This is a genomic window from Allobacillus sp. SKP2-8 (assembly GCF_007559355.1).
Lineage (GTDB): Bacteria > Bacillota > Bacilli > Bacillales > Alkalibacillaceae > Allobacillus > Allobacillus halotolerans.
In genome coordinates this window covers 19,015-31,902 of record NZ_VMHF01000014.1, presented here as the reverse complement: position 1 = coordinate 31,902, position 12,888 = coordinate 19,015, and the positions used below count along the sequence as shown (strand labels likewise).

Genomic DNA, 12,888 nt, shown 5'->3' with positions numbered 1-12,888 from the left:
AAATCATGAAGTTACAATTTAAACATCAAAAATTTCAAGCTGATGCCGCTTCAGCTGTCTGTAAAGTGTTTAACGGTCAACCTAAAATAACTCCAACTTACATTGTTGATAAAGGAATTTCTAGTGATCCTCAAATGTCCCTTGAGGAGAATGAGCAATTAACAGGTTACTATAATAAAAGAATAATGTTAAATGACAGTCAAGTTTTAGAAAATTTGCAGAACGTACAGCGTGAACATCAGTTAGAACCATCCGATCATTTAGATGGGAAATATAACCTAACGGTTGAAATGGAGACAGGTGTCGGAAAAACCTACACATATATTAAAACAATATTCGAGCTGAATAAGTTGTATGGTTGGAGTAAGTTTATCGTTGTTGTTCCATCAGTTGCTATTCGTGAAGGTGTTTATAAATCGTTTCAGATGACGCAGGAGCACTTTAGTTTAGAATATAATAAAAAAGTTAGATTCTTTATTTATAATTCGAAGGACTTAACGAAGATCGAACAATTTGCTAGTGACAGTGGGATTAATGTAATGATAATCAATTCTCAAGCTTTTAATGCAAGAGGTAAAGATGCTCGACGTATATACATGGAATTGGATGAGTTTCAATCTAGAAAACCTATTGATGTTATTGCAGCTACTAATCCTATTGTGATAATTGATGAACCTCAATCAGTAGAGGGGAAAGCTACTAAGGAGAAGTTAAAAGAGTTCAAACCATTGATGACATTGCGCTATTCGGCAACACATAAAAAAGGATCTATATATAATATGGTCTACCGTTTAGATGCATTAGAAGCATACAATAAGCGATTAGTTAAAAGAATAGCAGTTAAAGGTATTTCTGTATCAGGAACAACCGGAACAGACAGTTACTTATATTTAGAAAGGATAAATTTATCAGGTGATAAACCACCAACAGCTACTTTAGGTTTTGAGAAAAAGGGTAAAAACAAAGTTCGCCGTATCACACGTAAGATATATGAAGAAGATAATCTTTATGACTTATCAGACGGACTTGAACAATATAAAGGATTTACCGTTGCACGTATAAATGGTTTTAACAACTCAGTAGAGTTTACGAATGGTGTGATTTTGTATGCTGGTGAAGTTGTTGGTGATGTTAATGAAGACCATTTGCGACGTATTCAGATCAGAGAAACTATTCAATCACATTTAGAAAAAGAGCGTGAATTATTTTATAAAGGTATTAAAGTTCTTACTTTATTCTTTATCGATGAAGTAGCTAAATATAAACGGTATGATGAAGATGGTCAAGAAATTAACGGAATTTACGGTGAAATCTTTGAAGAAGAATATCGATCTATATTAAACGAGTGGCAAATTGCACTTGGTGAAGATGATTACCTTAAATATATCAACAATATTGACGCTTCTACAACACATAAAGGTTATTTCTCTATCGATAAAAAATCAAGACAGTTTAAAGACAGCAAAATAAACAACCGAAAAGAGAATACATCAGATGATGAGGATGCTTATGATCTTATTATGAAAGATAAGGAACGTTTATTAGACTTAAAAGAAAATGTGCGATTTATCTTTTCACACTCAGCTTTACGTGAAGGTTGGGATAATCCGAATGTTTTTCAAATTTGTACTTTAAAACAGAGTGGCTCTGACGTTCGAAAACGTCAAGAGGTAGGGAGAGGTCTTAGACTCTGTGTAAATAACATGGGCCAAAGAATGGATGCTACTACACTAGGTGAAGATGTACATAAAGTGAATACTTTAACGGTTATTGCTAATGAAAGCTATGAAGATTTTACGAAAAGTTTGCAATCAGAAATAGCATCGGTTGTCGCAGATAGACCTAAAGAGGTCACACATGAACTATTTGAAAATAAGGTTATTAAGGACGAAAATGGACTAAACGAACAAGTTGTTGACCGAAAACTAGCTATAAAAATCACTAATGGTCTAATTAGAAATGGTTATATAAATGATGAAAATGAATTAACCGAAACCTATTATGATGACGTGAAAAATAATCAGTTAAAGGTTCCTGAAGAACTTGCAGCATATACACATGAGGTAGTTAGCATTCTTGATTCGATTTACGATCCTAGTGTTATGAAACCAGAAAATGCACGGGATAATAACGTAGAGGCTAAAGTTGATCATTCAAAGCTCCGTATGAAAGAATTCAAGGAACTATGGAACAAAATCAATCATAAATCCGCTTATGTTGTTAATTTTGATACTGATGAATTAATTAGAAAGTCAATTAATGAGTTAGACCGAAAGTTAAGGGTATCTAAAATTTACTTTAAAGTTGCTGAAGGTGAAATGGAAACTATTAAGTCGAAGGAATCATTGACCGCGGGTGAGGACTTCAAAAAGAAATTTTCTAAAGAGGAAGAGGTAGAGGCAGCCGCCAGCACTAATGTTAAATATGATTTAATCGGTGAAATCGTCGAACATACAGGCCTTACTCGTCAGTCAATTAGTCAAATTCTTAGAGGAATTAATCAAGAAACATTTGAACAATTTAAAATGAATCCAGAAGAATTTATCATTAAAGCTTCGAATCTAATTAATGAGCAGAAGGCCACAGTTATTATTGAGCATATCTCATACAATAAATTAGAAGAATCATATTCCACTGATATATTCACGGAACCAACTCTAAAAGGCAAATTAGATGTTAATGCAATAAAAACCGATAAGCACCTTTATGATTATTTAATTTTTGACTCTTCAAATGAACGTAAGTTTGCAGAGGAGCTAGATACAAAAGAAAACATTGCACTATATATAAAGTTGCCAAACGACTTCTATATAAACACACCAGTAGGTAAATATAACCCCGACTGGGCGATTGCTTTTGAAGAGGGGACAGTCAAACATGTTTATTTTGTAGCAGAAACAAAAGGAAGTATGTCGTCATTAAGTATTAGGAAAGTAGAAGAACTTAAGAAAAAATGTGCAGAAGAACACTTTAAAAAGATAAGTGATGATTCAGTAAAATATGATATCGTATCAAACTACGAAGAGTTATTAAATTTTGTTAATTTTAACTAATGATAGAAAGAGGAAGCAAGCATTGAGTATAGAAGATACAGAATTTATGAAGCAAGCATATGGCATGCTGTATGATTTGGAGAATCAGTTAAGAAAAGTTATTAGTATAACAATGACCGAAGAATATGGATCTGGATGGCTTATTCAAGCCCCGTTAACTAATTTGTACAAACCGTATAGGAAAAACTTTTCTAGATTTTATTTGCACGAACTAGTCTCAATGCTTTCCTCGTACGAATGTTTTTCAGAAATATTTAAAGTTAAAGAAATAGCTCAATTGAAATCTATTTTACCCATTAGAAATAAGATTGCACACTGTAAATTAATCACTAAAGAAGAGTTAAGGTTGCTTTCATATGTATTAGGTTTTGTAAATGAAACTGCACATAGCATTGTATTCGTTAATCAAAAAATAAATAATTAGAGTTGAAGACCAACATTTTTTTAAAAAATTTTGAGGAAAAGTGGTGAAAGTTTGTGAATATAAATGAGTTTGTTAATAATTTTTCAAATCATCCAGTACTTTTTATTGGAACAGGTTTTAGTTTAAGGTATTTAGAAGATTCTTATACATGGGATGGACTCTTATCCTTCATTGCTAAAGAATTAAAGGGAAATGATGAGTTTTATTTAGATTTAAAATCACATAATTATCATAATGGAGAGTTTGATTTTTCTGGGATTGCAACAGAATTAGAATATGAGTTTAATAAAGACCTGATGAAATATAGAGACGGACAGTTCAAAAAGATTAATGATGAATTCTACGAAAATATGAAAAAAAACATAAACTTAAGTAGATTTAAAATATATATAAAACAATTATTATCAAGTTATAGACTTAAAGACGAAAAATACGAAGAAATTTTGGAGTTAAAAAAAGTAAGAAAAAACATTGGGTCTGTTATTACAACCAATTACGATACATTTATAGAGCGAATATTTAAGTTTGATCCCTTAATTGGCAATGAAATTTTATTGAGCAATCCATATGGATCTGTATATAAGGTTCATGGTTGTGTAAATCATCCTGAAAAAATAATCATTACACAAGATGATTACAAGTCTTTTGATGAGAGATATGAATTAATAAGAGCACAGCTTCTTTCATTATTTATACATAATCCAATTATATTTCTTGGATACAGTGTAAGTGACGAAAACATTAAGAAAATCCTCAAAACAATATTTACTTATGTTGATCCCAATACTTCGGAAGCTGAAAAAATAAGAAAAAACTTTTTACTCGTAGAGTATGAGAAAGGGTCGAATAATACGCAAGTTACCGATCATGACATTGATTTAAATAGTTCTTCAACAATAAGGATAAATAAAATTAAAACCGATAATTTTATTGAAATTTATAAAAGTTTAGCTGAGTTAATCTTACCTGTATCTGCAATGGATATTAGAAAAGTTCAAAATATAGTAAAAGAAATATATTCTGGAGAAGGTAGCATTGAAGTTAGCATAACTGAAGATATGGACTCTTTAAAAAATCGCGAGAAAGTTTTAGCAATTGGGTCTTTAAAATCCATAAAATACGAATTTCATACTTCTTCGGAAATGATGGAAAATTATTTTAAAATTGTTGAAGAATCTAATCATCAATTATTAGAACTAATAGATAAATTAAAAATTCAAAAAAACCAATATTTTCCTATTTATGCTTTTTCACAAATACAACCACAATTAAAAGATATTAATAGGTTAAAAGATATTCAAAAAAACAAATTAAAAAATATATTTAAAAATGAAGTAGACTTTGGTGAGCAACATGAGACTATAAATGAAGTTTTTAATGATCCTTCAATTCCTCAATCTAGAAAAACTATTGCAATAGCTTTAGGTATGAAAAATAATCGTATTTCTAATGAAGATGCTAAAGAATATTTAATAACTTTAGGAAATAAGAAGTCTACAGATTACAGGAAGCTATTATGTCTTTACGATTACAAAAAGTACAAAGAACCTCATGAAGACATTTTTAACTAGTATTACTTTTATAAAAGCCATCGTACATAGTGATAAGTATTGAGAGTGATTATATGAGCCACCGGTTAAAAGTAGGTGTGTTAGAAGAAGTGGATTTAATTGATGAAGATATTTGGAGAGTTTTCACAATTATTCTTTCCAACAAGTCAAAAAAGTCTTCTACTTATAAATATGCCTTAATGAAATCGATCATTGAAAATTTATATCAGGTAAATGAGAATTATGAATTAACTTACGACCAACTAGCATATGTATTTGCTAAAGTTTATTGGAATTTAGTGATTAATCATAACCTGACAAATCATAACAGAGGACATCCTTCTAGTGTAGTCAGTGCATTACAAGGGTTTAAAGAAAAATATAGCATACCTCGGGAGTTTAACTTCGATAAAATTAATCATGAATTACAACTTAAAATAGTTTCGAAAGTAAAATCAATAATGAAGATTAATGTATTCGGAGCATTGTACGGAGACACAAAAAAACAGTTCTACGGATTCGACCATAATAGAGAATACTTCAAGTTAAATCCAAGAGTACATGAGTTTATGCTGACATACCAACGGCTAATCGTTCATTTAACAAATTACCATATGGCAAGGATGATTGAGCAACTAAACGACATACCAGATATAAACTACTTGATCGGTAAAGTGGAAAGTATAGCGAAAAGAAGCTCTTTAAAGCCTTATGAGAATATATTGCTACATTATTTCGAATCAACATGTTTTTATTGTGGACGAGACCTTTATAAAACCAAAGCAACTCACGTCGATCATTTTATTCCATGGTCATTCGTTCAATCTGATCATATCTGGAATTTAGTGTTGGCTTGTAATCAATGTAATACATCGAAGAGCGATAAGCTTCCAGATCGGCAGTATTTAAATTTCATTATTGACCGAAATGAACAACTTCAAGAAAAAGTAATAGAGAATAAACAAACTCTTCTAGAAAATTATAAAGATAAAAAAATAATTTTGCTTTATGACTATTCTATCAAAAATGGTTTTGATGAGATTTGGGTTCCGAGAACTTTTTAATCTTCAACGCTCTCTAAAAATATTTTGTCATTAAAGCTGCCTCTCTCGGTAGCTTTTTTTATTCTTTTTTCTTCAACATCTTCCATAGATACTCCATGTATTTTGGTTAATGAATGCATAATTTCTAAAATGTCTGCCAGTTCTTCAATTACCTCATCGTCAGAAGAAGCGTTTTGATATTCAGTAATTTCCTCATTTAATTTCTTTTTTAATTCGAAAGTATATTCTTCCTTGCTAAGAGTTCTCGTAGTATATTTCTTTCCGGTAAGCTCAATAATTTGAGGTATTTTATCTCTTACTAGTTTATTATGTATAGGCATTAGGACACCTCCATAGTTTTTGATTTATATACTACACCTTACAATAATTTATTTCTATTATAATATAATACTAGAATTCTATTTAGAGAAGAGGTCATTCAATGGCAAAAGTAAATTTTATTTCCGACGACAATCTGTATAAAAAAGCAGAAGATGCATTTATAAAGCATAAAGTATTCATTCAAAAGTTGCTTCCTGAAGCAGATATACAACATATAGGAAGTACAGCAATCCTTGGGAGCTTAACCAAAGGGGATTTGGATATTCAAGTAAGAGTGTCAGCTGCGGAGTTTCTGAGAGCTGTTACTGTGTTAACGAAACATTATGAGATTAATGAGGGAAGTACAAAACAGATACATTTCGAGCATTTCAAGACGATGCGGCGGAACCTCCTTTAGGCATCCAATTAACGGTTATTGATTCTGATCTTGATTTCTTTTGGAAGATTCGTGAGGTATTAAAGTTGAATGATGAGTATTTACGAGAATACGATAATCTAAAAAGAACATATGAAGGCAGGGATATGGAAGCCTATCGAGAGGCCAAAAGTGATTTCTTTGAGAAATTAATGGCATCACCGGAATTTAAGCGATTATAACTTAAACTTTGCAGCACGATATGTAAAACATTCAACAACCCATTGACTTTCCCACACAAAATTACTACAATTTATATAATTTTAAGAAAAAAGGAGTTTCGACAATTATTGAGAAACTTCTTTTTATATTTCATCTTACAAAGGACGATACAGCATAGGGGGCATATTCAATGGGTATTCATCATCACAATCATCCGTACATGACGATTCATGATTTCAACGAGCACAGTCATATTGGGTGGGACAATTCATTAAAGCCGATAGCTGAAGTGGAATCTGGACAAGTGGTAACTTATGAGATCACCGAGGCGTCTGGCGGTCAATTCACAAAGGGATCTACAGCACAAGATGTAGCAAACATTGATTTCACAAAAGTGAATCCAGTAGCAGGGCCTGTATATGTGAAAGGTGCTCAGCCTGGCGATACGTTAGAGGTCGAATTTCTCGACTTTAAACAATTGGATTGGGGTTGGACGGCACTCATTCCTGGCTTTGGTTTACTTGCAGAGGATTTTAAAGACCCAGCGATTAAAATTTTTGATTTGAAAAAGAGAAACACAACTGAATTTTTAGATGGCATTGATTTATTTCTAAAACCTTTCCCAGGTACAGTCGGAGTTGCGCTTCCTGAAGCAGGGGATTTCAGTATTGTACCTCCACGTAAAAATGGAGGTAACATGGATATCCGCCACCTGACAAAAGGAGCAAAGCTTTACTTACCTGTTTGGGTAGAGGGTGCTTTATTTTCTATTGGTGACACACATGCTGCTCAAGGAGATGGGGAAGTATGTGGAACGGCGATTGAAGCTTCGATGGAGGCAACGGTTCGCTTTAAGTTGCATAAAGGGAAAACGATTGCCGAGCCGCGTTATGAAATTCCTGGACCTCCCACACCAGAAGCGGATAGCCGGGGCTACTTTGTGACGACTGGACATGGAGAAAATCTCTTTAAAGCTTCTCAAAATGCGATCCGCTATATGATTGAGCACTTGGTGAGTGAATACCATATGACAGAAGAAGAAGCATATATGCTTTGTAGTATCACGGTAGATTTAAGAATTAGCGAGATCGTCAACTCTCCGAATAGTCTTGTATCTGCGTTTTTACCGAAGTCTATTTTTAGATAGGATAATTATTGATCTAGGGACATTTAAATAGAAAAGTTAAAAATAGAACTCCAGACGACCTCGGAGTTCTATTTTAATTATAGTCTGTTCAGCCAGGATTTCATTACATAACTTTAACGAGGAAATTGAATTAATTGAACATCATCAAAAAACTTCACCTTGTATCCTAAACGAATAAGTTCTTTTTCAACTTCCAACACATACCCGCCTAATTGATTAACTTCATGGACGATATTCTTCAACTCTTCTTCATTAGCATCCGTTAGGTAATAGCAGCTATCGATTTGAAAAAGATCCATTAAAAACACCTACTTATTTTGTATAATCATATGCTCATATAATATCACTTCTCAACGTTCTTTTTCACATTAGCACAAAAAATCAAGTTTTCGAGAATCATTCAGTTATACTGGTATGTAAGAGTAAGAGGTGATCCAATGTCCTACCAAGATCATGAAAAAGCTATACAACGATCATTAAATTATATTGAACAACATCTGGCTGAACGATTGCAGCTTAACCGTATGGCTGAACATGCCGGTTATTCGAGATTCCATTTTCAACGTGTTTTTCGAAAAATTATCGGCAAATCAGTTGCCGAATATGTGAGAGAGCGGCGGATGACACAAAGTGCGAGGGAATTAATTACGACAGATCAGCGAGTGATTGATATCGCTTTGAATTATCAATTTAACTAACTTCCGAAAGAAGTCTCCCTCTTCAAGCGTGTGATGGGAGTAGCCCAACGGTAAGGGGGAGATGAATTTCGGTTGAGCGATAGCCCAAAAGTTACTGTCTTTTATATCAATGTGGTATAATCAGTCTTATAACGTATAAGGGCTGGTATGACATGAATTTAGATAGTAATAATCATTCAGTGTTCTTGATGTATTACCATTTGGTATTGGTAGTGAAATATAGAAGGAAAGTCATTGATGACACCATTTCAGATTATTCGAAAGAAAAGTTTGTATCGTTGGGTGAGAAATACAACATTACGTTGGTCGAATGGAACCACGATATTGACCACTTTCATATTTTGTTCAAAGCTCATCCTAATACCGAACTATCAAAGTTCATCAATGCCTATAAAAGTGCCAGTTCAAGACTTATCAAAAAAGAATTTCCTTTTGTGCGAAAGAAGTTATGGAAAGAAATGTTTTGGTCAAGAAGTTTTTGTCTGCTGACCACTGGTGGTTCACCTATTGAGGTGGTTAAAAAATACATTGAAAATCAAGGAATAAAGTGAGGTGAATTGATATGACTAAACTGAATAAAGCATACAAATTCAGAATATATCCAACAGATGAACAATCTTTGATGATCCGTAAAACCTTTGGTTGTGTTCGCTTTGTCTACAACAAAATGTTGGCAGAACGCATAAAAACCTATGAAAACCTAAAAGATGATAAAGGTGCCATGAAAAACGTTAAACATCCTACTCCTGCCAAGTATAAAAAAGAGTATGAATGGCTAAAGGAAGTAGACTCGTTAGCATTAGCCAACGCTCAACTGAATTTAGATAAGGCATATAAAGCCTTCTTCAAAGGGAATGCTAAATTTCCGAGATTCAAAAACAAGCGCCACAAACAAAGCTACACAACAAATGTCGTAAACGGTAATATCCAGTTGTTGGATGGTCATATCAAGTTACCTAAACTAAAAAAGGTCAAAATGAAACAACATCGAGAAATCCCTTCAGAATATAAAATTAAATCCTGTACCTTATCTATGACAGCATCGGGAAAATATTATGTTTCTATCCTTACAGAATATGAGACAGAGGTTAAGGCTAAAAAAATAAAAAATGTAGTCGGTTTGGATTTTGCAATGAATGGATTGTTTGTCGATAGTGAGGGTGAGAAAGCCAATTACCCTAAGTTCTATCGACAAATGCTTGATAAATTAGCAAAAGAACAACGCAAACTTTCTCGAAAAAAGAAAGGTTCTTCGAATTGGAACAAACAGCGTATTCGAGTAGCGAAAATTCAAGAGAAAGTCGCCAATCAACGCAAAAACTTTCTTCACCATAAATCAAAAGAATTAGTTACTAATTTTGATGCTATAGTGATTGAAGACTTAGACATGAAAGGGATGTCACAAACACTCAAATTCGGCAAAAGTGTCACTGATAATGGATGGGGAATGTTCGCATCTTTCTTACAATACAAACTAAAAGAACAAGGGAAACAACTTATCAAAATAGATAAATGGTTCCCCTCTACAAAAACTTGTTCTAATTGTGGAAATGCCCAACCAATGCCTATGAACATTAGAACTTACACTTGTTCATGTGGTCTAAATCTCGACAGAGATTACAATTCAGCAATCAATATCAAAAACGAAGGCCTTCGCTTATTAGCGAGTACCTAATAACGAAATAAACTTTTGGAACAAGAGGGTTAGCTTGGTCAATTTCGTCAGCTAATAAAAGTGACGATTACCCAAGAAGCCCCCACTTCAAGCAACCCGTAAGGGTGGTAAGTGGTGGGAGTAGTTCACGTCGCAAGAATCCTTTACAAGAGCTTTCAAGAAAGTGTATGACATAACGCCTAGTGAATATCGGAAATTGCTTAGAAAATTAGTTAGCAAAGGAGAGTTCATAGTGAGTAAGAGTAATAACGCACCGAATGGGTGGAAATTGACCGGGGAATCGCCATTTGATTATGAAACCGGATTAGACAATAACATTGTGAATCATCGCGTAAAAACAATGATGATGAAACTAAAAATAATATAATCAGTATGCTCTTAGGGTGGAGTGCAGATGCACTTTTGTATATTCCTAGGCTAGTGATCAATTTAATTAAAGCAATATTTTAATTCTGGTGCGATTATATAAGAGATTATGAGAGAAAAAACAAGAACCAAAAAAGTTTTCAGTGGATTCCATCTTGAGTCTGAGGTTGTTGAATGATTAGAAGAATTAGCAAAAAAATATAAATCTGAAACAGTTATGAAAAAGAGCTTTAAATTGGATTAAGTACATAAAATGTTGAAAGTTTATTCTAAGAGAAAAGGTATTTTGAAATACGAACCTTTGTTCCTAGTTTTGTCTTTGATATGGTATAATAGAGTTATCCCTTTTCCAAACAATTTTATTGTTTAAGGGAAGAAGATTCTTTCTTCTGGAAAGGGGTGAATAGGTATGGTTGAAGTGCTGATCATTGTTACGTCAGTCATTAATTTTGTAATAGCTATGATCAATTTTGCTGTTGCAAAAATGAACTATCGTAACAGGAAAAAGGACTCCCGCTCTGCAAAGCGGAAATCCCAGTAACTCACAGGGTTTGAAGATTCCCGAAAGGGTTTCTTCATTCCCTACCCATATTCTATTCTCATTATATACTCATCATACAATTAATACAAGAATAGAGGTAATAAAATGCTTTGGTTAGCTTTTTTCCTTTCTTTACTCGCTTTATGTATAGGCATTTTTTCAATTATCTTCATAAAAAGAAAATAACACACTTACCCTATTTATTTAACCTGTCATCTTGGAAACCAACAGTCGAACAGATTATTTTCAGTGGTATGCATTGTCTTGCATCTTTGGTACAATTATAGTTAATAATATTTTTATTTGTCAGAATTTAAAGGAGGTGAGTAAGTATGTTTCTAGACTTGTTAAACACGTTGTTTATTGATGCGACTGTCTTTTATCTGTATTTAGGAATCCTCTTGATTGTTGTTGGTGCAATTTATGTCAGCCATCTTTATAACCAACATCTATCCAACAGTGATTATTTGTTTACGAATCAGCACCAAAGCACAAAGGTTAATATAAATCCATTTGAGAAACCGATTATAACCAATGAATCATTTATCGTATGGCTGATCATGACGTTTAAAAGAATAGATGAAAAAGACGATAAAGCCGATGACAATTCCTCTTATTTTAAACAGATTTTTAAAATAAGAGGAGGACAAGAATGGAACAAAACAGCTTACTCACTTTCTTCAGAAAGTATTCTTTTTTAATTTTTCTATTGTCATTTTTGCTTATACTGAGCGGGTGTAGCAATAACTTCACACCTGTTGACAGTGCATCTACAGGGTTCTTTTCACATTACTTTGTATATCCGCTGTCACTTTTGATTAAAAAAGTTGCTCTTTTTTTACAAGGAAATTACGCGGTGGCTATTATTGTTATTACGATAGGCATTCGTTTCGCGCTATTGCCATTCTTCATTAAACAATCGAAGAATAGTAAGGAATCCCAAGGGAAAATGGCATTGATCAAACCGGAAATGACTGCGATACAAGAGAAGTACAAAGGAAAGAACAGCCCAGAAGATCGGCTGAGTATGCAAAAAGAACTAAGTGCTCTTTATCAAAAACATGATTTTAATCCGGTGAAAATGGTAACAGGTTGTCTGCCTATGATCCTTCAAATGCCGATTCTAATTGGTTTTTATTATGCGATTAGGCGCACACCTGAAATTGCCGAACAATCATTTCTATGGTTTAGTCTCGGAGAAACAGATATTTTATTCGTTTTAGTGGCTGTTCTTATTTACTATCTGCAAGCAAAAGTCAGTTTGATTGGCTTGGAGCAACCCCAACGAAAACAAATGGCGATGATGGCTGTAATCTCTCCGATTATGATCGGAATCATTTCGTTAAACGTACCAGCAGCCCTACCATTATATTGGGCAGTGAGTGGTTTATTTGTAATCATTCAGACGGTAATTATAAAGAAAACCATCCACGGAACATAAATTAGCTTATTAATTAGGGGTGCAAATCGTA

The 12,888-nt window shown here is 33.3% G+C and carries 15 protein-coding genes and 1 pseudogene; 14 read left to right on the top strand and 2 right to left on the bottom strand.

Features of this window, described 5'->3' with window-relative positions; translation table 11 throughout:
* Positions 1-5 precede the first annotated feature (5 nt).
* The 4 genes from FPQ10_RS10295 to FPQ10_RS10280 are packed head-to-tail and all read left to right on the top strand — an operon-like array spanning position 6 to position 6,091.
* Positions 6-3,053, top strand: a complete 3,048-nt coding sequence (locus tag FPQ10_RS10295) for a type III restriction-modification system endonuclease (RefSeq protein WP_144163430.1) — start codon at positions 6-8, stop codon at positions 3,051-3,053.
* A 22-nt stretch (positions 3,054-3,075) separates the two neighbouring features.
* Positions 3,076-3,477 (top strand): Swt1 family HEPN domain-containing protein, encoded by a 402-nt coding sequence (locus tag FPQ10_RS10290; RefSeq protein ID WP_144163429.1) that lies wholly within the window; start codon positions 3,076-3,078, stop codon positions 3,475-3,477.
* 53 nt (positions 3,478-3,530) lie between these two features.
* Entirely contained in the window at positions 3,531-5,048 is a 1,518-nt protein-coding gene (locus tag FPQ10_RS10285) for an SIR2 family protein (protein WP_144163428.1), read from the top strand.
* A 53-nt stretch (positions 5,049-5,101) separates the two neighbouring features.
* Positions 5,102-6,091, top strand: a complete 990-nt coding sequence (locus tag FPQ10_RS10280) for an HNH endonuclease (protein WP_144163427.1) — start codon at positions 5,102-5,104, stop codon at positions 6,089-6,091.
* Here the strand turns inward: FPQ10_RS10280 and FPQ10_RS10275 are convergent.
* Positions 6,088-6,411, bottom strand: a complete 324-nt coding sequence (locus FPQ10_RS10275; protein WP_144163426.1) for a nucleoside triphosphate pyrophosphohydrolase — start codon at positions 6,409-6,411, stop codon at positions 6,088-6,090. The genes FPQ10_RS10280 and FPQ10_RS10275 overlap by 4 nt on opposite strands.
* 101 nt (positions 6,412-6,512) lie before the next feature.
* Between FPQ10_RS10275 and FPQ10_RS13390 the strand changes: the two genes are divergently transcribed.
* From FPQ10_RS13390 to FPQ10_RS10265, 3 genes are all read left to right on the top strand, one after another.
* Complete coding sequence (locus FPQ10_RS13390) at positions 6,513-6,809, top strand: GrpB family protein (protein ID WP_255439876.1); 297 nt, start codon at positions 6,513-6,515, stop codon at positions 6,807-6,809.
* A gap of 65 nt (positions 6,810-6,874) precedes the next feature.
* On the top strand, positions 6,875-7,009 hold the full coding sequence (locus FPQ10_RS13385) for a GrpB family protein (RefSeq protein WP_255439875.1): 135 nt from the start codon (positions 6,875-6,877) through the stop codon (positions 7,007-7,009).
* Positions 7,010-7,179: 170 nt separating this feature from the next.
* Entirely contained in the window at positions 7,180-8,136 is a 957-nt protein-coding gene (locus FPQ10_RS10265) for an acetamidase/formamidase family protein (RefSeq protein ID WP_144163425.1), read from the top strand.
* Positions 8,137-8,249: 113 nt separating this feature from the next.
* On the opposite strand, the gene FPQ10_RS10260 is transcribed toward FPQ10_RS10265, so the two are convergent.
* On the bottom strand, positions 8,250-8,435 hold the full coding sequence (locus FPQ10_RS10260) for a hypothetical protein (protein ID WP_144163424.1): 186 nt from the start codon (positions 8,433-8,435) through the stop codon (positions 8,250-8,252).
* A gap of 138 nt (positions 8,436-8,573) precedes the next feature.
* Here FPQ10_RS10260 and FPQ10_RS10255 point away from each other — a divergent pair, with 138 nt between their 5' ends.
* From FPQ10_RS10255 to yidC, 7 genes and pseudogenes are all read left to right on the top strand, one after another.
* Positions 8,574-8,834, top strand: coding sequence for a helix-turn-helix transcriptional regulator (locus FPQ10_RS10255; protein ID WP_255439873.1), 261 nt, complete (start codon positions 8,574-8,576; stop codon positions 8,832-8,834).
* Positions 8,835-8,986: 152 nt separating this feature from the next.
* The gene (gene tnpA / locus FPQ10_RS10250; RefSeq protein WP_144163423.1) at positions 8,987-9,385 is read left to right on the top strand and encodes an IS200/IS605 family transposase; all 399 of its coding nucleotides are present in this window, start codon (positions 8,987-8,989) and stop codon (positions 9,383-9,385) included.
* Between the two features lie 11 nt (positions 9,386-9,396).
* Positions 9,397-10,509, top strand: coding sequence for an RNA-guided endonuclease TnpB family protein (locus FPQ10_RS10245; protein WP_144163422.1), 1,113 nt, complete (start codon positions 9,397-9,399; stop codon positions 10,507-10,509).
* A 130-nt stretch (positions 10,510-10,639) separates the two neighbouring features.
* Positions 10,640-10,699 (top strand): annotated as a pseudogene (locus tag FPQ10_RS13530) (AraC family transcriptional regulator); the annotation flags it as partial.
* 42 nt (positions 10,700-10,741) lie between these two features.
* Positions 10,742-10,876, top strand: a complete 135-nt coding sequence (locus tag FPQ10_RS13380) for a hypothetical protein (RefSeq protein ID WP_255439872.1) — start codon at positions 10,742-10,744, stop codon at positions 10,874-10,876.
* Between the two features lie 872 nt (positions 10,877-11,748).
* The gene (locus FPQ10_RS10235; RefSeq protein ID WP_144163421.1) at positions 11,749-12,117 is read left to right on the top strand and encodes a hypothetical protein; all 369 of its coding nucleotides are present in this window, start codon (positions 11,749-11,751) and stop codon (positions 12,115-12,117) included.
* Positions 12,118-12,272: 155 nt separating this feature from the next.
* On the top strand, positions 12,273-12,857 hold the full coding sequence (gene yidC / locus FPQ10_RS10230) for a membrane protein insertase YidC (RefSeq protein WP_255439871.1): 585 nt from the start codon (positions 12,273-12,275) through the stop codon (positions 12,855-12,857).
* The last annotated feature ends 31 nt before the right edge of the window (positions 12,858-12,888 follow it).